This is a genomic window from Rhizobium sp. GW821-FHT14E12 (assembly GCF_058803745.1).
Genome location: NZ_JBXAPH010000014.1, coordinates 62,149 through 81,567, shown reverse-complemented (window position 1 = coordinate 81,567; position 19,419 = coordinate 62,149). Strand labels below are relative to the sequence as shown.

At 61.6% G+C, this 19,419-nt stretch carries 17 protein-coding genes; 8 read left to right on the top strand and 9 right to left on the bottom strand.

The features are described 5' to 3' along the window. Window positions 1-265 precede the first annotated feature (265 nt). Both AC1RO0_RS29370 and AC1RO0_RS29365 read left to right on the top strand, forming a co-directional pair. Complete coding sequence (locus tag AC1RO0_RS29370) at window positions 266-1,531, top strand: flavin monoamine oxidase family protein (RefSeq protein ID WP_498596055.1); 1,266 nt, start codon at window positions 266-268, stop codon at window positions 1,529-1,531. A 193-nt stretch (window positions 1,532-1,724) separates the two neighbouring features. Then, window positions 1,725-2,258 (top strand): methylated-DNA--[protein]-cysteine S-methyltransferase, encoded by a 534-nt coding sequence (locus AC1RO0_RS29365; RefSeq protein ID WP_498596054.1) that lies wholly within the window; start codon window positions 1,725-1,727, stop codon window positions 2,256-2,258. A gap of 112 nt (window positions 2,259-2,370) precedes the next feature. On the opposite strand, the gene AC1RO0_RS29360 is transcribed toward AC1RO0_RS29365, so the two are convergent. The 5 genes from AC1RO0_RS29360 to AC1RO0_RS29340 form a co-directional block, all read right to left on the bottom strand. Further along, window positions 2,371-4,374: an aldo/keto reductase gene (locus AC1RO0_RS29360; protein WP_498596053.1), complete on the bottom strand. Its 2,004-nt coding sequence runs from the start codon at window positions 4,372-4,374 to the stop codon at window positions 2,371-2,373. Window positions 4,375-4,430: 56 nt separating this feature from the next. Further along, window positions 4,431-5,519: an ABC transporter ATP-binding protein gene (locus AC1RO0_RS29355; protein ID WP_498596052.1), complete on the bottom strand. Its 1,089-nt coding sequence runs from the start codon at window positions 5,517-5,519 to the stop codon at window positions 4,431-4,433. Between the two features lie 16 nt (window positions 5,520-5,535). Beyond that, on the bottom strand, window positions 5,536-6,372 hold the full coding sequence (locus tag AC1RO0_RS29350; protein ID WP_153370306.1) for a carbohydrate ABC transporter permease: 837 nt from the start codon (window positions 6,370-6,372) through the stop codon (window positions 5,536-5,538). After that, window positions 6,369-7,229, bottom strand: coding sequence for a carbohydrate ABC transporter permease (locus AC1RO0_RS29345; RefSeq protein WP_498596051.1), 861 nt, complete (start codon window positions 7,227-7,229; stop codon window positions 6,369-6,371). Before AC1RO0_RS29345 ends, AC1RO0_RS29350 begins: the two co-directional genes overlap by 4 nt. A gap of 112 nt (window positions 7,230-7,341) precedes the next feature. Beyond that, window positions 7,342-8,616: an ABC transporter substrate-binding protein gene (locus AC1RO0_RS29340; protein ID WP_153370302.1), complete on the bottom strand. Its 1,275-nt coding sequence runs from the start codon at window positions 8,614-8,616 to the stop codon at window positions 7,342-7,344. Between the two features lie 86 nt (window positions 8,617-8,702). On the opposite strand from AC1RO0_RS29340, the gene AC1RO0_RS29335 reads away from it, so the two are divergent. Together AC1RO0_RS29335 and AC1RO0_RS29330 are read left to right on the top strand one after the other, a co-directional pair. Next, entirely contained in the window at window positions 8,703-9,647 is a 945-nt protein-coding gene (locus AC1RO0_RS29335) for a helix-turn-helix domain-containing protein (protein ID WP_498596058.1), read from the top strand. A 170-nt stretch (window positions 9,648-9,817) separates the two neighbouring features. Next, window positions 9,818-10,588 carry a TIM barrel protein gene (locus tag AC1RO0_RS29330; RefSeq protein WP_498596050.1) on the top strand — a complete coding sequence of 257 codons (771 nt, stop codon included), beginning with the start codon at window positions 9,818-9,820 and terminating at the stop codon, window positions 10,586-10,588. 3 nt (window positions 10,589-10,591) lie between these two features. Here the strand turns inward: AC1RO0_RS29330 and copD are convergent, their stop codons facing one another. Beyond that, window positions 10,592-11,479, bottom strand: a complete 888-nt coding sequence (gene copD, locus AC1RO0_RS29325; protein ID WP_498596049.1) for a copper homeostasis membrane protein CopD — start codon at window positions 11,477-11,479, stop codon at window positions 10,592-10,594. Then, the gene (copC, locus tag AC1RO0_RS29320; RefSeq protein ID WP_498596057.1) at window positions 11,476-11,844 is read right to left on the bottom strand and encodes a copper homeostasis periplasmic binding protein CopC; all 369 of its coding nucleotides are present in this window, start codon (window positions 11,842-11,844) and stop codon (window positions 11,476-11,478) included. The genes copD and copC overlap by 4 nt, the downstream gene beginning before the upstream one ends. Before the next feature lie 249 nt (window positions 11,845-12,093). On the opposite strand from copC, the gene AC1RO0_RS29315 reads away from it, so the two are divergent. Next, the gene (locus AC1RO0_RS29315; protein WP_498596048.1) at window positions 12,094-12,867 is read left to right on the top strand and encodes a metallophosphoesterase family protein; all 774 of its coding nucleotides are present in this window, start codon (window positions 12,094-12,096) and stop codon (window positions 12,865-12,867) included. A gap of 14 nt (window positions 12,868-12,881) precedes the next feature. On the opposite strand, the gene AC1RO0_RS29310 is transcribed toward AC1RO0_RS29315, so the two are convergent. After that, the gene (locus AC1RO0_RS29310) at window positions 12,882-14,363 is read right to left on the bottom strand and encodes an NAD-dependent succinate-semialdehyde dehydrogenase (RefSeq protein WP_498596047.1); all 1,482 of its coding nucleotides are present in this window, start codon (window positions 14,361-14,363) and stop codon (window positions 12,882-12,884) included. Window positions 14,364-14,437: 74 nt separating this feature from the next. Then, window positions 14,438-15,709 carry a 4-aminobutyrate--2-oxoglutarate transaminase gene (locus AC1RO0_RS29305; protein WP_498596046.1) on the bottom strand — a complete coding sequence of 424 codons (1,272 nt, stop codon included), beginning with the start codon at window positions 15,707-15,709 and terminating at the stop codon, window positions 14,438-14,440. 196 nt (window positions 15,710-15,905) lie between these two features. Here AC1RO0_RS29305 and AC1RO0_RS29300 point away from each other — a divergent pair, with 196 nt between their 5' ends. From AC1RO0_RS29300 to AC1RO0_RS29290, 3 genes are all read left to right on the top strand, one after another. Next, window positions 15,906-16,724, top strand: coding sequence for a MerR family transcriptional regulator (locus tag AC1RO0_RS29300; RefSeq protein ID WP_498596045.1), 819 nt, complete (start codon window positions 15,906-15,908; stop codon window positions 16,722-16,724). Between the two features lie 86 nt (window positions 16,725-16,810). Continuing rightward, a complete protein-coding gene (locus AC1RO0_RS29295; protein ID WP_498596044.1) occupies window positions 16,811-17,437 on the top strand; it encodes a ribonuclease D in 627 nt (208 codons plus the stop codon). 238 nt (window positions 17,438-17,675) lie between these two features. After that, entirely contained in the window at window positions 17,676-19,370 is a 1,695-nt protein-coding gene (locus AC1RO0_RS29290; protein ID WP_498596043.1) for a hypothetical protein, read from the top strand. The last annotated feature ends 49 nt before the right edge of the window (window positions 19,371-19,419 follow it).

Sequence of the window (19,419 nt, the reverse complement as noted above, 5' to 3'; positions counted from 1 at the left end):
TGCTAGCGCGTCGTCCTGCCGACCATAACCTCAAGGCCGCAGGTTCAAATCCTGACCCCGAAACCAAAACCTTCCCAAACTTCAAATATACCAAAACTCGCGAGTAGCGGGACGTCGGCGTTTTAATTCCCAAGCATAGCGACTGATCCATGAATACCGATCATGACCTCATATCGATTTTCCCCCTTAATCCCCTGGGCAGGTGCCTGCTATAGGATCAACATGGTTGATCGCAAGGTAGGCGACTTCTCCTCGAGGAAACGGAATGTCTGGTGAAGTTTTGGCGGGCGACAGTGTCGATGTCGCTATTATCGGCGCGGGAGCTGCCGGCGTTGGCGCCGCGCGGCGGCTGCAGGCGCTACGGCCCGATCTGTCGCTTGTGCTGCTCGAAGCTTCCGATCGCATCGGCGGCCGGGCGCGGACGGTGCACCCGGCCGGAGTCGGCGGTTTTGCGTTCGATCTCGGTTGCGGCTGGCTGCATGGCGCGAGAACGAATGCCTGGACGAGGATCGCCGAGGAGATCGGCCTGACGGTCGATCGCACGCCGGCGCCCTGGAGCGAGGGCGGGCTGCAATTGCAAAGGGATGATAGCGATGCCAAGGCGGCGCGCATCGCGGCCAACGAATTCTTTGAGCGGATTTATGCCTATGACGGCGAAGAGGACGCAGCGCTCTCGGCGCTGCTTACGGCGGACAATCCCTGGAGCGGGTATATTCAGGCGCTTGGCACCTTCCTCACCGGCGCGGAGTTAGACCGATCTTCTGTTATCGATCAGAGCCGCTACGATCCCGGTCAGGGTCCCGATTGGCGGGTGCGGCAGGGTTATGGGACGCTGGTTGCGACCTATGCGGCGCCTGTTACGGTTCATACCGAAGCGGAAGTCCACCGCATCGATCACAGCGCTGTCGATCATATTATTCTATCGACAGCGAAGGGCGATTTGAGAGCGAAAGCCGTTATCATCGCCGTCTCCACGAATATTCTCGCGGCCGAAAGGATCACCTTCTGGCCACCGCTTCCGGACAAGATCGAGGCGGCATCGCAGCTGCCGCTGGGTCTGGCGAACAAGCTTTTCTTGCAGCTGCGGACGCCGGAGGCCTTTCCGGCTGATTCCCATATTCTTGGCTCCTGTCATAGTGGTAGAACCGGAGCTTATCAGCTGAGGCCTTTTGGAGCCCCCGTCATAGAGGCCTATTTCGCGGGCGATCTTGCCCATGATCTGGAGCGGGAAGGGACCGACGCGGCATTCGATTTCTCCGTGGAACAGCTGAAGCGCTTCTTCGGTTCGAGCATTGAAGGCATGCTGTCGCCAGCAGTGATGTCCGCATGGGCAAGCGAGCCCTTTGTCGGCGGATCCTACTCCTATGCGGTGCCTGGCGCTTCCGATCTGCGGCAGGTCCTTGCCGCGCCTCACGATCAGCGTCTCTTCTTTGCCGGTGAAGCCTGCTCGCTGATGCGCTATTCCACGGCCCATGGTGCTTATGAAACAGGGGCGGCCGCCGCGGAGGCCATCGCGAAGACGATAGCATGAGCGTGCCGGTGAGAATCTTGCCTCACAATATTGCGCTTTCGTCTTACGGGAACGCTTTTCGGGTGGGCGGTTACAGGTCGCTCTGATCATATTGGTATCGACGACGACGTAGCCGAATCAGCACTATCGGGCTGAGGACGGGAAGAATGCCGTCCGGCTCACTCGTTCCAGTCTCGAGCAGGAGGATATCGATATGGCAAAGACAGCGCACGATGCGCGACAAGAGTATGTTTTCAAACGGATGATGTCACCGGTCGGCCAGCTGAAGCTTGTCGCCAGCCATGAAGGTCTGGCGGCAATCCTCTGGGACAATGACCGCCCGGGTCGCGTGCCCCTGACCATCATTGCCGAGGATGACAGCCATCCAGTCCTGCTGGAAACGGAGCGGCAGCTGCGGCAATATTTTGCCGGCGAGCGACGGGTCTTCGATCTTCCGCTCGATTTTTCAGGCACGGAGTTTCAGAAGAAGGTTTGGCAGGCGCTGCTCACCATTCCCTTCGGCGAGACGCGTTCCTACACGCAGATTGCCGAGCAGATCGGTGCGCCCAAGGCAATCCGCGCCGTCGGCGCCGCCAATGGCCGGAACCCGATCTCCATCATCGCGCCGTGCCATCGTGTCATTGGTGCGGCCGGGGATTTGCGAGGGTTTGCCGGCGGTCTCGAGCGTAAGACCTATCTTCTCGGCTTCGAAGGCTGCGAAACCAAGGCATTCGATTTCGCGGCTTGATCCAACGCGGCGACAATAACAAAACGGCCCGCTCCATGGAGGAGCGGGCCGTTTGCGTTTCACCCTATACGCTGCAACCGGCCCGGTTTCCCGGGCCGATCATCAGCTGATATCAGCCTTCCAGCCACTTCACCTGTTCCGGCGTCAGCTTGATGTCCAGCGCCGAGAGGCTGTCTTCCAGTTCGGCGATCGTGCGTGGGCCGATCAGCGGGATGACCGGGAAGGGCTGGGCGACGACATAGGCGAGCGCGATATGGATCGGGTTGCGGCCGAGCTTCTGCGCCAGTTCGATCGCGCGGTCGCGGCGGCCGAAGTTGCGCTCGGAATACCAGACGCGCACCAGTTCCTCATCACTCTGCTTGTCGCGGCCGGCGCGGTCGGTGAAGAAGCCGCGGCCCTGGCTCGACCAGGCGAAGTTCGGGATCTGCTTGGCATTCAGCCAGCTCTTCCACTCGTCGTCGGAGGCAGCGACGCATCCGGCCCAGATCGGGTCGAGCATTTCCGCCAGCGAGAAGTTGTTGGAAAGGGCTGATGGTGCCGTCTTGCCATTCTTCTCGGCATAGGCGATTGCCTCGTCGAAGCGGGCACGGGTCCAGTTGGAGCCGCCGAAAATGCCGCGAATACGGCCGGCCTTGATCTCGGCATCCATGGCATCGACGAATTCGCCGACCGGAACGGCCGTGTTGTCGCGATGCATGAAGTAGATGTCGACATAGTCGGTCTTAAGCCGGTTGAGCGACTGGTCGAGCTGCTTGCCGATCATGTCAGGGTAGCAGAGCGGCGAATGCGCGCCCTTGCCGATCAGCACGATCTCCTCGCGCGGAACCTTCCGGCTGGTGTGCCAATCGCCGAAAATGCTCTCGGTCTTGCCGCCGCCATAGACATAGGCGGTGTCGAAGGCGTTGCCTCCGGCCTCATAGAAGGCGTCGAGCGTCAGCGATGCCGCCGCGAAATTCGGGAAGAATTCGAAGCCGAGCGTGACGATCGATGCCGGCTTGGCGATGCCCGGGATGCTGCGTTTCGGAACGCTGTTACCCTTGGTGACGGGCGCACCGACGATGTTGGTCGTCCGCCGTGTTGCCTTCTCGACCTCATATTCGAGGCCGATGGTGGCGCGCCACTGGTCGAGAACACGCAGGTTGCCGATCGAATCGGCCCAGCCGATGCCCGGATAGGCGAATTCCTTGGCTCCGGCACGAATGGCGTCGCCGGCGGCGTCGACTTCGAAGGAATAGAGCCAGCGCTCTTCCTTGACTTCGATGACTTGCGTCTCGCCGCCCTTGATGAGCTCGATCGTGCCGACACCGCCCTTGTGGCCGGAAGCGAACCAGAAATCCTTGACTTCGAGACGGCCTTCGGAGCCGATGATGCGCAGCGTATTGTCCTGGTTCGCCATGATCGAACAGGAGACTTCGGCGATGATGTTGTTCGGGAATTTCAGCACTGCTGACGCCCATTCGTCAACGCCGGTCTGGCCGAGATGGGCGACGCCGGAGACCTTTTCCGGGTCCAGGAACGGCTTGCCGTCGGCGGCACCGGCAATCAGCCGCGCCATCGATACCGGATAGCCACCGACATCGAGAATGCCGCCACCGGCGGTTTCGTTGGCAAACAGCCGGTGCTCCGGCTTGACGCTACCCATGTTGAAGCCGAAGGAGGAGCGGATGATGCGGATATCGCCGATCACGCCGCTTTTCACCAGTTCGATCAGCTTTGCCGTCTGCGGATGCACGCGGTACATGAAGGCTTCACCGGCGAAGACGCCTGCCTTCTTGGCTTCATAATAGATAGCCTCGGCATCATAGGCCGACAGCGCGATCGGCTTTTCGACGAGCACATGCTTGCCGGCGCGGATCGCCTTGATGGCCCATTCGGCATGGCCGGTGTGGGGTGTGGCGATATAGATGGCGTCGACGTCTTTATCAGCGAGCAGTGCTTCATAGCCATTGACGATGCGTGCGCCGGGAAACTTGTCGCCGAGGCCCGGCTTGTCGGGATTGCGGCTGGCGATCGCCACAAGCTTTCCGCCGCGCGAATGCGCAACGCCGTCGGCAAATGTTTTGGCGATCGTGCCGGGGCCGATGATTCCCCAGCGGATGGGTGCGTCTGTACTCATGGAACTAATCCTTTCCTCAATCTTCATGCTGTCTTGGGAGGGGCTGGAATGGGCGCCTATCGCAATCGGTTGCCGGCGCTGTCGAACAGAAATGTCTTGGCCGCGGAGAGGGCGACGGTCAGCGTGTCCCGATTGCTGGCATTGCGAGATTCTTCACGCTCGATCACGATCTGCTCGCCGTCGGCGACATTGGCATAGATGTAGCTGGTATTGCCGAGGTGCTCGGCGACGTCGACATCGACGGTCATGTCGACATCGCCGCGTCCGGCCTCGAGGAAGTGTTCGGGACGAACGCCGAGCGTCACCTGCTCGCCGATTTCGACCCGCGCGGTCGTGGTCGGCAGCGACAGGCGGACATTGCGCTGATTGCGCAGGACCACCGCGACGCGACCCGGTTGATTGTCGACGACCTCGGCCAGCAGGAAATTCATCTTCGGAGAGCCGACGAAGCCAGCGACGAACTGGTTGACCGGATCGTCATAGAGATCGAGGGGCGCGCCGATCTGCTCGATATTGCCGCCGCGCAGCACGACGATCTTGTCGGCGAGCGTCATCGCCTCCGTTTGGTCGTGCGTTACGTAGATCATCGTTGTGCCGAGCTTCTTGTGGAGGCGCGAGATTTCGACGCGCATCTGCACGCGCAACTCGGCGTCGAGGTTGGAGAGCGGCTCGTCGAACAGAAAGATCTGCGGTTCGCGCACGATGGCACGGCCGATGGCGACGCGCTGGCGTTGGCCGCCGGAGAGCTGCTTCGGCCGGCGCTGCATCAGCTCGGTGATCTGCAGGATCTCGGAGGCCTGTTTGACGCGGCGATCGGTATCGGCCTTCGGATTGCCGTTCATGCGCAGGCCGAAATTGAGGTTCTGCTCGACGGTCAGGTGCGGATAAAGCGCATAGGACTGGAAGACCATGGCGATGCCGCGATCGGCCGGTTCGACATCGTTGACGACGCGGCCGCCGATGCTGAGCTCGCCGCTGGTAATATCCTCCAGCCCGGCGATCATGCGCAGCAGTGTGGACTTGCCGCAGCCTGACGGGCCGACGAAGACGACGAATTCGCCGTCCTTCACCTCGAGATTGGCGCCGTGGATGATTTCCAGCGAACCGTAGCGCTTGACGATATTGGTAAGGGACAGTTCTGCCATACGGGATCTCCCGGAATTACTTGATTGCGCCAGCGGCGATGCCGGCGATGAAATGACGTTGCAGGAGAACGAAGATGACGAGGATCGGTGCCGTCAGCATCACCGCGCCGGCCATGATGCCGCCCCAGGAGACCTTGGTGAGGCCGATCAGCGTTCCCAGTGCCACCGGCGCCGTCATCATGCCCGGCCGGGAGTTGATCAGTAGCGGCCAGAGGTAGTTGTTCCAGGAAGCGAGGAACAGGATGATGGCGAGCGCGGCCATGGTCGGCCTTGCAAGCGGCAGGGCGATACGCAGGAAGATCTGCCACTCCTTGACGCCCTCGACGCGGGCGGCGTCGAAAAGCTCAGCCGGCATCATCGAGAAGGCCTGGCGCATGAAAAGCACACCGAGCGAATTGAACAGCGGCGGCACGATCAGCGCGACCCAGGTGTTCGCCAGCCCGAAATTGCGCGCCACCATGATGAACTGCGGAATGATGACGACCGAATAGGGCAGCGTGATCGTTCCGAGGATGATGCCGATGACGAGGGACTGGCCGAGGAAGCGGTAGCGGGCCAGCGCCCATCCGGCCATCGATGTCAGGAAAACCGACAGGATGGTATAGACGATCGCGACGACAATGGAGATTGTCAACGCGCCGAAGAAGTTGGTGTCGGCCTGCAGGTTTTTGACATTGTCGAGGAAGCTCGTCGACGGTGTCAGGATGATGGATGGGCTGAAGATGCCCTCGTCTGGCATGGTCGAGAAGATGAACATCATCCAGAGCGGAAACAGCCAGATAAGCGCGAGCGGCACCAACAGCGCGTGGAGCGCGATCGAACGCTTCAGAGTGGATTTTGATTTCGATTTCATTTTTGTTCGCGCCCCACCCAGAGATTGAGGAGAGAGATCGCTACCGCGAGTGCCGCCATGGTGTAAGCGATTGCGGAGGCATAGCCGAAGTTGGTCGACTGGAAGCCTTGGCGATAGAGCAGCAGGCCGAGCGTTTCAGTCGCGCCGCCGGGGCCGCCGCGGTTGGTGATCAGATACGGTTCGGTGAAGAGCTGCATCGTGCCAATGACCGACAGCACCACGCAGAAGAGGATAATCGGCTTCAGGAGCGGCAGGGTGATGTGGATGAATTGCTGGATGGGGCCGACGCGGTCGAGCGTGGCGGCCTCATAGACGTCCTCGGGGATCGATTGCAGCCCGGAGAGGATGATGATGGCATTATAGCCGGCCCAGCGCCAGGTCACGGCGATGATGATCAGCAGCATGGCGGAATGCGAATCGGCGAACCACGAAACCGGCCCGATGCCGACACCGCTGAGAAGCTTGTTGATGATCCCGAAATCGAGGTTGAACATCAACCGGAAGACGGCAGCATAGGCCACCTCGCCGACCACGACCGGTGCGAAGAAGGCAAAGCGGAAGAGGCCGCGCGCTTTCAGCAGCGGCGAATTCAACAGCACCGCCATGACGGTGGCGAGCGAGATCATTACCGGAACCTGAATCACCAGGATGATCAGCGTATTGGTAAGCGCGTTGTAGAAGGCCGGGTCGCCGAACAGGCGTCCCCAATTGACCGAAGCGCTGAAGACCCAGGGATTGACGCGCGTATTCTGGAACGAGATCAGGAATGAATTGATGATCGGCCAGATCCAGAAGGTGGCGAACACCAGAAGATAGGGCGCAAGGAACGCGTAAGCGCTCCGGTTTCGCAACCGCATGAAAGCCTTCTCCTTTTGTACTCAATGAGGTGACGTGCAAGGCACATCCCCGCCGCCTCAAGGGCGGCGGGGATGCCGGGCGCGGCTTGGGAGGCGCGCTCGGCTGTGTCACTCACTTTGCGATCGGCAATCCGGTCGCCGAGGCGATCTGCTGGGCTGCATCGTCGAGCGCAGCCTTGCCGTCCGGATAGCCGCCCGCAAGGTACTTGGTCTGCACCGCCTTGATGATTGCATCGGCGTCGCTGAAATACTGGGTGCCGGGGCTCGGACGGATTTTCGGCAGGGTCGCGAGAATATCAGCCCAGACCTTCTGGCCGCCCCAGTATGGCAGTGGTTCGTTGACGAAGGGGTCCTTGACCGCCGTCAGCAGCGACGGCACGAGACCGAAGGATTTCAGCATCGTGACCTGGCCTTCATTGGTGCCAAGCGTATACTCCAGGAACTTCCAGGCGGCTTCCTTGTTCTTCGAGCTGCTGGCAATCGCCAGCGACGAACCGCCGAGATTGGCTGCATGCTGGCCGTCGGCCGTCATGCTTGGCATCGGGTAGACGCCCCATTTGCCGGCGAGATCCGGCGAGGTGGAACGGATAGTGCCTTCATACCAACCGCCATACAGCTGCGATGCGACCTTGCCGGCATTGTTCGACTGGATTTTTTCGTCCCAGTTCGCTGCGCTCAGCAGGCCTGCGTCTTTGATCTCCTTGACCTTGTCCAGGGCCTTGATGCAGCCGGGCTGGCTAACGGCAATGCTTTGGCTGTCATCCGAGAAATAGCCGCAGCCCTGCTCGTTGGCGAGCATGCGGAACCATTCGCTGTCGCCGTTGAGATCGGCCTGCGCCATGATCACACCCGGATTGGCGGCCGATATCTTCTTGCCGGCGGCAATGAAATCGTCCCAGGTCTTGATCGTTGCCGGATCGACACCGGCCTTCTCGTAGAGATCACGGCGGTAGAACACCGCGACCGGACCGGAATCCCAAGGCATGGCGTAGGCGGCATCGCCGACTTCGAGTTCGGCGCGCTTGAAATCCGGGAACTGCTTCTTGAGCTCGTCCGTGTAGCCGAGTTTCGTCAGATCGGTCAGGCAGTCCGGGAAACGGTTCCAGAAGATCGAGGCCTTGTGGTTTTCGATCGACATGATGTCGGGCAGGCCATCACCACCGGCGGCGCAAGCGGGCAGCATCTTGTCGAAGACCTGCGGGTTGCCGATGTCCTGCACATCGACCTTGATATCCGGATATTTTTTGTTGAAGCCCTCAAGCGTGGATTTCAGCGCCGATGCGGCGACGTTCCAGCTCCAGACGGTAATGGTGGTTTGCTCGGCGAATGCGGAGCCAGAAGCAAGCATGGCGGCGAGCGTAGTCGCGCCAAGAAGTTTTAAACGCATTGAAAATCCTCCCTTTTCAATTGCCGTCCTCTAACGAACACGCTTAAACTATCTGTCGGTACGCTTCTGTCTCCTAAAAAGGGAACATTGACTTGGCGAAAAGTAAGGTGGGTGATCGAGCGGTCTATCAGCCGGGTGCGAGCAGCATCGAAGGGCTGCCGACCACCCTGCAGATGTTTCATACCCATCCTCCCCTGATGGCAAAGCCGCATTGGCATGCGCAGGTCGAGATCAACTATATCATGCGTGGCACCGTGCATTACCGCATGAACGATCATGAAGTTCAGCTCCGGGCCGGCGATATCTGTCTGTTCTGGGGCGGGCAGCCGCATCAGATGGATGATTCGTCGGAGGATTCGATCTATGCCGGCGCGCATCTGCCGCTGGTGCATTTTTTCCGCATGCGCCTGCCGCTCGATATTTCCGGCCGACTGATGCGGGGCCAGATCCTGGTGACCTCGGCGACCGATGCCGCCGACAACGAGAATTTCGCGCGTTGGTATCGCTATGCGGTCTCCGGCGATCCGGCCAAGGCCGGCCATGCGGTTGCCGAACTTCTGCTGCGCCTGGAGCGCATCGCCTTCGAGCCCTATCTCATGCTGCCGGAAAAACGCGAGCCCGAGATGGCTGGGCAGGTGCATCCGCAATCGTCTCGCAGCTTGGCACGGATGTGCGATTTCATTGCCGGCAATTTCCTGCATGATATCGATACGGTCGATATCGCCAAGGCGGCGGACCTGCATCCGAAATATGCGATGAACCTCTTCAAGAAGTGCACGGGCATGACGCTCGGCAAATATGTGAACCTGCTGCGCCTGTCGCGCGCCCAGGCAATGCTGATGCGCGACGGCGCCAATGTGCTGCAGGTGGCGATGGACAGCGGCTTCGGCTCGATCAGCGCCTTCAACAAGTCCTTCCGCCATATCGCCGGCATGACGCCTTCGGACTTCCGCCGCGACATGCGGGTCCTGACTGCGATGAACGTGGAGGCCGTTCGACCCCCGATGCGGCGACCGGCTCCACAATTCTAGCCGCAGCCCCTTGCCGCCGCTGTCGATCTGTCGCACTCCTCTACAGCGCCGCGCGTCAAACTGACACGTAAAGGACGCTGTAACACTCTACGATTGCTGCATAAATTTGCCCTTAAATCGGAACCGATTTAAGGATTTATGCTGCGGGCTTGTTTGGAGAGGAGATTTTCATGCGGCAATTTTCGGCGTGCATCGAATGGCTGTTTGCCCGCGATGGTGATGATTTCGCCGATCGTATCCGGCTGGCGCACGCGGCCGGCCTCAGCGCGGTCGAGTTCTGGCGCTGGACGAACAAGGATCTGGATGCGATTGCATCGGCCGTCGCGGAGACCGGCATCGCCGTCGCGGGCATCGTCGCCGAACCGATGATCGCGCTGACGAATCCGGCTAACAAGGAAGCGTGGCTGGAGGGATTGTGGAAATCCGTCAAGGTGGCCCAGCGCCTTGGCGCTCCGATTCTGATCGCGCAGGCGGGCGACGATCTGCCGGAATTTTCGCGCGCCGAGCAGCGTGCCGCCTTGGTCTCCGCCCTGCATGCCGGTACCGATATCCTCAAAGGGTCGGGCGTGCGCCTCGGCCTTGAACCGCTGAACACTTTGGTGGATCATGCCGGCTATTATCTGTCCTCGACGGTGGAAGGCCTCGATATTGTCGACGAGGTCGGTCGGCTGGAAGTGGGTATCGTCTACGATATCTATCATTCGGCGGTGATGGGTGAGCGCACGGAAGAGGTCGTCAATGGACGCGTCGATCGCATCGTCCATGTCCATATCGCCGATCATCCCGGCCGTAACGATCCGGGCACGGGTGAGATTGATCTCGTTGACCGGCTGAACTGGCTGTTCGCCCATGGTTACGAGGGCAGGGTGGGGCTCGAATACAGGCCGAAGTCGGGTGATCCCGAAGCGATCCGGGCGGTGGTGAAGCTACTGTCGGCCTGACGGTCAGACTGGCTCGAGCATTCCGAAGACGGCGACCAGAGCGATGACGACGATACCGAGGACGATCTCGGCGATGCTCCCGAGGCGGATGGCATTCAGCGCCCGTGCCTGATCATGCCCGATGCGGGGCACGAGGACATAGCGATTGACAATCGCCAGCAGGCTCATGCCGGCGACGAGCGCGATTTTGAGGCCAAGCATTACCTGATAGGGCGACGACCAGTCCGTCGGCAAATGCTTCAGGACCAGCATCGTATTGACGATGCCGGAGACGATCACCAATGCCACGGCGATGTGTCCAGCCGTCGAGAAGCGCCGAAGCGCCAGCAGCGCCTCAACCCGGTATTCGGACTGGCTGAGAAGCCGGAGAATGGGGATCAGCGGCACCAGCGCGCCCAGCCAGCCGCCGCCGGCCAGAACGTGCAGCATATCGTTGGCGCGATGCGCCATTCTCAGCCATCCCTGATGCATCGAGGCATGCCCGGTCAGCACGAGCGCGGCAAGACCGAGGCCGGAGCCCAGCGCAATGCCCCGATGACGCGGATGACCCGGCAGCAACAAGGCGAGAAGGAGGATGAGGGCCGCCGCCGCCTGTGCGAACCAGGCTTGTCCCACTGTCGTCTCGAACAAGACCGCGTGGAGCGTGCCGGCATCGATGGCGTCGCTCCAGCCATTGCCGATTCCGGCGGCTGCAAGTGGCAGCGACATGAGGGTGGCGAGGACGGCTATCAAAGCTGTGACGACAGATGCGCCGGCGAGCATCTGCCAGACCCTGTCCGCCAGCGCTTTCGGCACCATAAGGCAAAGATAGGCCGAGGTGCCCCACAGAAGCATCAGTGATGCATCGTGGAGGAAACGGCATGCCGCCAGCGCTGTATCCGGGTCGATCAAGGTTTTACGGTGAAGGTGTAGCTGCCATTGGTCTTATGGCCATCGGTGGAAAGGACATGCCATTCGACGGTATAGGCGCCCGCCCCAAGGAGTACGGAAACGGGAATCGTCAGACCCATGCCGTTCCGCGTGAGCCCGGGATCGCCAAGTTTGACGGCTGCCTTGTCCGGACCGGTCACTTTGACACCGGAGAATTTGAGGTTCAGGCTCTCGGTGAAGGTCAGGTTCAGTTCACTGGGTGAACTTGTGATCGTGCTTTTGTCGGCGGGTGCCGCCGATTTCAGATGCGCATGCGCAAAGGCCTGCCCGGCAAGGCCGAGGGCGAGAACGGCGGCAAGGCCGAGCTTGGTAATGATCGTAGCGATGAAAAGTCCTCCCCTTGGCTTATCGAGCGCGATAGGATTGTGGGTTCATCATGTCAACTTTGCTATCTGAAATGAACACATTAAGGACGCTTTGCGGCAAGGTAACGTTTTCTTGACGGCTTGAGGCGAGGTAGAGGGCTGACAGAAGCGTTTATGTCCATGACTCGGCAAAGAATCGTCGTTTTTCGATCATTCTTGCTGATCTGGGTTGGAGCGCTGGGGATGCTGACACTTCGATGAGAGAGTTTCATGGTGGCAAATACGATACGCGAAAAAGTGACGCGTGGCTTCGGCCAGCAGCGGCGGCGTGAGCGGCTCGATGTCCTGAATACACCCACCTATGTGATCGGCGACGTGCATGGACGCTACGATCTCCTGAGCGCGCTGGAGCGCAAGATTTTCACCGATGCCGCCACGCTGCCCGGCCGCAAGTTGATCATCATGCTCGGTGATTATATCGACCGCGGCCCGGCCTCGGCGCAGGTCGTGAGCCGGCTGATGGCGCCGCCACCGAACGGCTTCGACCGGATCTGCCTCACCGGCAATCACGAAATGGCGATGCTCGAATATATCGATGGAGACATATCCCTGGATGACTGGGTGGCGCTCGGCGGCGATGCAACGCTGAAATCCTATGGTGCGGATATCCAGGTTTTGCGTCAGCAATATCCCCAGCAGAAGAAACTCGACACCTTCATCCGGACCTGGCTGCCCGACGACCATATCAATTTCCTCCGCAGCCTGCCGATCCTGCTCGACACGCCGGAGGTGCTGTTCGTCCACGCCGGCATCGATCCGGACCGGCCGATCGCGGAGCAGGCGGATGACGATCTCGTCTACATCCGCTCTCGCTTCTACGATAGCGCGCAGCCGCTGCCGAAACTGATCATTCACGGCCACACACCGGTGAAGGACGCCGACGCGGATGGGCTCCGGCTCAACATCGATACCGGCGCTTTCTATTCCGGAAAGCTGACGGCGGCCCGGCTATGGCAGGGCCGCGTCCTCATCACGACGACATGATTAGCCGGCTATAATTATAGGTTTCCGATGCAGAGATACTTCATTTCGAGATAGTCGTCGGCACCGTGGCGCGAGCCTTCGCGGCCGAGACCGGATTGCTTGATGCCGCCAAAGGGGGCGGTCTCCGCCGACATCAGGCCGGTGTTGATGCCGACCATGCCGTATTCCAGCGCTTCGGCGACCCGCCAGACCTTCTTCAGGTCGCCGGCAAAGAAATAGGCGGCGAGGCCAAATTCGGTGTCGTTCGCCTGCGCGATCACGTCGTCCACCGTCTCGAAGCGGAAGAGCGGTGCGACCGGGCCGAAGGTCTCCTCGCGGGCGACCTTCATGGTGCGATCGATGCCGGTGAGGATGGTCGGCGTGAAGAAGGTGCCGGCGCCCTCGATACGCTTGCCGCCGGTGAGCACCTTTGCGCCCTTCGAGACGGCATCGCGGACATGATCCTCGACCTTGGCGATGCCCTGTTCGTCGATCAGCGGACCGATGGCAACGCCGGGCGTGAAGCCGTCGCCGACCGCAAGCTCGGCCACCTTGGCGGCGAGCTTGGCCGCGAAGGCATCATAGACGTTCGACTGGACATAGATGCGGTTGGCGCAGACGCAAGTCTGGCCAGCATTGCGATACTTGGAGGCGATCGCCCCTTCGACGGCGGCGTCGAGATCGGCATCGTCGAAGACGATGAACGGCGCGTTGCCGCCGAGTTCCAGGCTGACTTTCTTGATCTGGTCGGAGCACTGGCGCATCAGGATGCGGCCGACTTCGGTGGAGCCGGTGAAGCTGATCTTGCGCACCTTGGCATTGCCGCAAAGCTCGCGACCGATCGCCGGGCCATCGACGCCGACAATGACGTTGAACACACCGGCGGGAATGCCGGCCTGTTCGGCCAGCACCGCCAGCGCGATTGCCGATAGTGGCGTCTGCTCGGCGGGCTTGGAGACCACCGTGCAGCCGACGGCAAGCGCCGGCGCAACCTTGCGGGCAATCATCGCCGCCGGAAAGTTCCAGGGGGTAATCGTGCCGACGACGCCGACCGGCTGCCGGATGACTAGCATGCGCTTGTCGTTGGATGGGGCCGGAATGGTCTCGCCATAGATGCGCTTGGCCTCTTCCGCATACCATTCGACATAGGAGGCGGCGTAAAGGATCTCGCCTCTGGCCTCGGGGAGCGGCTTGCCCATTTCGGCCGTCAGGATGGCGCCCAGCTCGTCGGCATTGGCAACCATCAGGTCGAACCACTTGCGCAGGATGGCGCTGCGTTCCTTGGCCGGGCGTGCGGCCCAGGCGGCTTGCGCGGCATAGGCGGCGTCGATCGCCGCCGTGGTCTCGGCAGCACCCATGTCGGGCAGGCTCGCCAGCACTTCGCCGGTTGCCGGGTTGATGACATCGAAGGTCTTCGTCGCGCCGCCGGCCGTCCAGACGCCGTTGATATAGCCGGCATCGCGCAGGAAGGGCGAGGAGAAGGGAACATGCTTGGTCATTGCGGTCGTGAAGGTCATGATATGCTCTCCGGAGAGGATATTGCCCGGCCATCGCGCCGGGCGTTCTAAGAATGGTTTTGAGGCGAGCGCCGTTATTTGCCGGCGCTGGCTTCCAGCATCGAGGCTTCCAGAATGTCGAGCGCCTCGCTGAACACGCCGTCCTGAATGGTGATCGGCGAGAGGAAGCGGATGACATTGCCGTGGACGCCGCAGGTGAGCAGGATCAGGCCCTTGTCGAGGGCGATCAGCCGCACTTTGTTGGCGAAGTCGGCGCTCGGCAGCTTTGTCGTCGCATCGTTGAACTCGACGGCGTTCATGAAGCCGGGACCGCGAATGTCAACGATCTCCGGCACCTTGTCGCGCAGCGATTCCAGCCGTTGCTTCAGCCGCGAGCCAAGCTGGTTGGCGCGATTGCAGAGGTCTTCGTCGACGATGACGTCGAGCACGGCATGGGCGGCGGCGATGCCAATCGGATTGCCGCCATAGGTGCCGCCGAGGCCACCCGGTCCCGGCGCATCCATGATTTCGGCCCGGCCGGTGACGGCGGCCAGCGGGAAGCCGCCGGCGAGGCTCTTGGCCATCGTCATGAGATCGGGCGCGACCTCGTGGTGGTCCATGGCGAACATCTTGCCGGTACGGGCAAAGCCCGTCTGCACTTCATCGGCAATAAGCAGAATGCCGTGCTGGTCGCAAAGTTCCCGCAATGCCTTCATGAAGGAAGCGGGCGCGGGGTAGAAGCCGCCTTCGCCCTGCACCGGCTCGATGATGATGGCAGCGACGCGCTGCGGATCGACATCGGCGGCAAACAGTTTCTTCAGCGCGGCGAGCGACTGCTCGACGGTGACGCCGTGCAGCGGAACCGGGAAGGGCGCGTGGAAGACATCGCCCGGCATCGAGCCGAAGCCGACCTTGTAGGGCACGACCTTGCCGGTCAGCGCCATGCCCATGAAGGTGCGGCCGTGGAACCCGCCGCCGAAGGCGATGACGGCCGAGCGGCCGGTGGCGGCGCGGGCGATCTTCACGGCATTCTCGACCGCTTCGGCGCCAGTGGTGACGAAGATGGTCTTCTTGGCGAAATCGCCCGGCGTCAGCGCGTTGAGGCGCTCGGCAAGATGGACATAGCTTTCATAGGGCACGACCTGGTGGCAGGTATGGGTGAAGCGGTCGAGCTGTTCCTTGACGGCGGCGATGACGCGAGGGTGGCGATGGCCGGTATTGACGACGGCGATGCCGGAGGCAAAGTCGATGTAGCGGCGACCTTCCTTGTCCCAGATCTCCGAATTTTCAGCCCGGTCGGCATAGATCTGCGTGGTCATGCCGACGCCGCGGGAAATGGCGGCGTTCTTCCGGTCTGTCAGGGTCATCGCGCTGTTCTCCAGGGATAAGAAAGTTCGAATTATCTTGCAGAACTTCTGCAAGTTCTTTAGAAAAATTCCTACATTTTTCCTGCAAGATATCAAGCGGCATTTTGTAGGGGTGACAAGAAAGCGGTCAAGGCTCACGCAAGCCGGCCATCCGTGCTAAGCAAATCAAAAGACTAAGAGCAGGAATCATTGGCAAATGAACAGCATCGAGCCCGTGCGCTACAAGGTGGCGGAGGCTGCGCGTCTGGCGGGCGTGTCGGCTTCGACGCTCAGGCTTTGGGAGAGTCAGGGCCTGGTCGTGCCCAGCCGCTCCGACACCGGGCACCGTCAATATAGCGCCGAGGACGTGGCGCGGCTGAAGCGGATTTCCTGGTTCCGCGCCGAGCGCGGGCTCAATCCCGCCGCGATCCGCGAAGCCCTGGAGACGGAAGACGCGACCCTGCCGGGTGCGGAGAATGGCGAGCAGGCGGCGTCCTCCGGCATCGGCCGCAAGCTGCGGGCGCTCCGCCATGCGGCCGGCAAGACGCTGGATCAGGTCGCCGCCGACATGAGCGTGACATCCTCGACCCTATCGACGCTGGAGCGCACCTCGCAGGGCGTGAGCTTCAAGACCTTGCACGATCTCGCCGATTATTACGGCACGACGGTCTCGCGGCTGTCGGGCGAGGAGCGCGAGGATGTCCCGGTGCTGATCCGATCGGGCGAGTGGCGTGCCTGGCCGGAAACGACGCCGGGCGTCACCGTCCAGCTGCTCGCCGAGGGGCGGACGATGATGGACTGCCACCGTTTCGTCCTGGCGCCGGGTGCCACCAGCGAGGGCGCCTATCGTCATGACGGCGAGGAGTTCATCCATGTTCTCGCCGGCCGGTTGGAGCTGGTGCTCGACAGCGACCAGTTTTTCGATCTGATGCCGGGCGATTCGCTCTATTTCGAAAGCCGCCGCGATCACTCCTGGCGCAACCGTCACGACGGCGAGACCATATTGCTCTGGATCAATACGCCGCCGACATTCTAGGCCCCGCGCGGTATCGCTATGTCCCTGTCTGTTCTATAAAACAGGGCAATAACAAGTTTCAGACGATAGTAAGCCCGGAGAGTTTCATGGCCGCCACCATCCGCTATCACGAAGGCGATATTTCCGCCGCCGATGCCGCCCGCTATACCGGCACCATAGCGATCGACACCGAAACCCTCGGCCTCATTCCTCGGCGTGACCGGCTCTGTGTCGTGCAGCTTTCGCCGGGCGATGGCAGTGCCGATGTGATCCGCATCGCCTCGGGCCAGAAGCAGGCGCCCAATCTCGTCTCCATGCTCGCCGATCCCGCGCGCCAGAAGATCTTTCACTACGGCCGCTTCGATATCGCCGTGCTGTTCCATACCTTCGGCGTCACCGCCACGCCGGTCTTCTGCACCAAGATCGCCTCGCGCCTCTGCCGAACCTATACCGACCGCCACGGCCTGAAGGACAATCTCAAGGAGCTGCTCGAGGTCGATATTTCCAAGGCACAGCAGTCCTCCGACTGGGCGGCGGAGAAGTTGTCGCCGGCGCAGCTCGAATATGCGGCCTCCGACGTACTCTACCTGCATGCGCTGCGCGACAAGCTGACGGCACGCCTTGTGCGCGATGGTCGCATGGAGCATGCGGAAGCCTGCTTCACCTTCCTGCCGACCCGCGCCAAGCTTGACCTCCTCGGCTGGGAAGAGACCGATATTTTCGCGCATAGCTGATCAGCCGCTTCAGAAATGATTGGAAAAGCCGGTGCCGCCTCCGCTGCGCCGGCTTTTCTTTAGCGATCTGTTAAGAAACGCGCTGCTATTCTGCCTCTGATTGCATGCATTCGATCGGCGCCTTCTTGCGTTGCCTTGCCGGCTTCCGGTGATCGAATAGCGACCGGCCGCATGAGCGGACCTTGATTGAACCTGCCTCCCGCTTCCAACACCGTCTTGCCAGACAGAGGAGCATGTCATGTTGCCTCCCGTTGCCGCAGTTTCCGTTGTGGGTGCGTCCATTGAGAAGCCGGTGGTCGCCACCGCCGAAACATCCAGCGCCCAGGCTGCGGCGACGCCGCTTGCGGTTCTGTCGAGTGCGGTGAACGCCAGCGCCGGCGGCAAGCTGAACATGCTGCTGGCCGCGGCACGCGAGCGTATGTTCGAAAGCCTGCTGTCGGCCATCGACGCCGCCAGCGTGGCGCTGAACGTTCCGCGCGAACCCGGCGAGAGTAATGCTGCCCTGGCGCAGCGGCTGGTCGACGCAATTCGCAGCCTGCCACCCCAGCAACTCGCCACCGCCCAGCAGCAGTTGAATGCACAGACGAAAACGCCGGTTCCTCTGCCCCTGCTCGCCGAAGCCCTCGACAATCCCGATAGCCCGCAAGCGGTGCAGATCGCCGTCAGACTGGATGCATCCCTGACGCAGGAGCCCGATGCAATCATCCGGGCGGTGGTCAATTCCTATGGCCAGAATGCCGGAGAACCGGATGCGGTCGGGCCGCAGCAGACCCCGGTCCCGGCGCAGGCGATGCCGAAGACCTCTGAGGCGGCTGTCAATACGGCCACGGCAGCCCCGACGGCCTTGCCCGAGAAGATGGCGGCGCCATTTCCCACTCCTGTCGCCGCCTTGCCCTCGACGCCTTCCGCTCAGGCTCCGCGACAGGCAGCGACGACTATCGTCCAGACCATTGCCGCCGCCGTAGCGATCCCGGTTCTGGAGGTGATGCTTGACCCGGAAGCCGCCGTGATGCCGCAAACTGCGCCAAATCCCCAGGGCAGCGCGACGCCGCAAGCCGTAAACGTGTCAGCCGCTGAAAGGGGTGCCCTTCCGCAGATTGCCGTTATCGTCGAAGACAAGGCGCTTCCCGTCGCGTCGCTGCCGCTATTGGCGTCCGGTGAAAGCAAGATTCCGACCGAAATCGCCTTGATCAGATCCCCCCTCACGCCGCCGCCGGTGCCACGCGACATCCAGCAGCTGCAGGCTTACATCAAGCAAGGGCTGCAGGTCGTCATCAGCCCGGCGATCGATGTAACTGGCCCCGATCTTCCGCAGGTCACCCGGAGCGATATGCCGCTGGCTGAGCGGGTCATTGCGCAGGCGCTTGCCGCCGATCAGCAGGATCCGCAACCATTGCCGCAAATGGTCCGTGACGAGAGCGTCAGGACCCTCACCGCCACCTTGGCGGGCCAGACTGCGGCTTCCGCCGAGGAGGCACAGAATGCGCCTACCGCCACACTTTCTGTAAAACCGCAGGGCAATGCGCCGGCGATGACGGTCATGGATATGTCGGAGGCCGTGGCGCAGACGGGAACGACGATCGCTCCGCTGCTCGGCATTCCCTTCGCGATTGCGCACTATCTTCCCGCCGAGGTCCCTGGCGAGGACGATCCGAAACGGGTCGATCGCGTCGATCTGGTCGACGAGGAGCGCGAACAGGGGCAGGGCGGAGAGACGGCGCGCGACGACAGCGAAGACGAACCGCAGCCCGAGGATACGGACCAACCGGCAGCCGACTCTGATCCACTCACCGAGGAAGGCGACGCTGAGGCCGCTTCCGCTTCGGCCGTGCCTGCTGCGCCGAAAATGGCGGCGCTGTCGGCCCCCGCGCCGGTCGATCCCTTGTCCGATCACGCCTTCGATTTCTATCGGCGCATGGTCGGCTGGGAATGAGATAGCCGGGCTACAAGAAGCTCAAACAAAAACCCGCCGGATCGCTCCG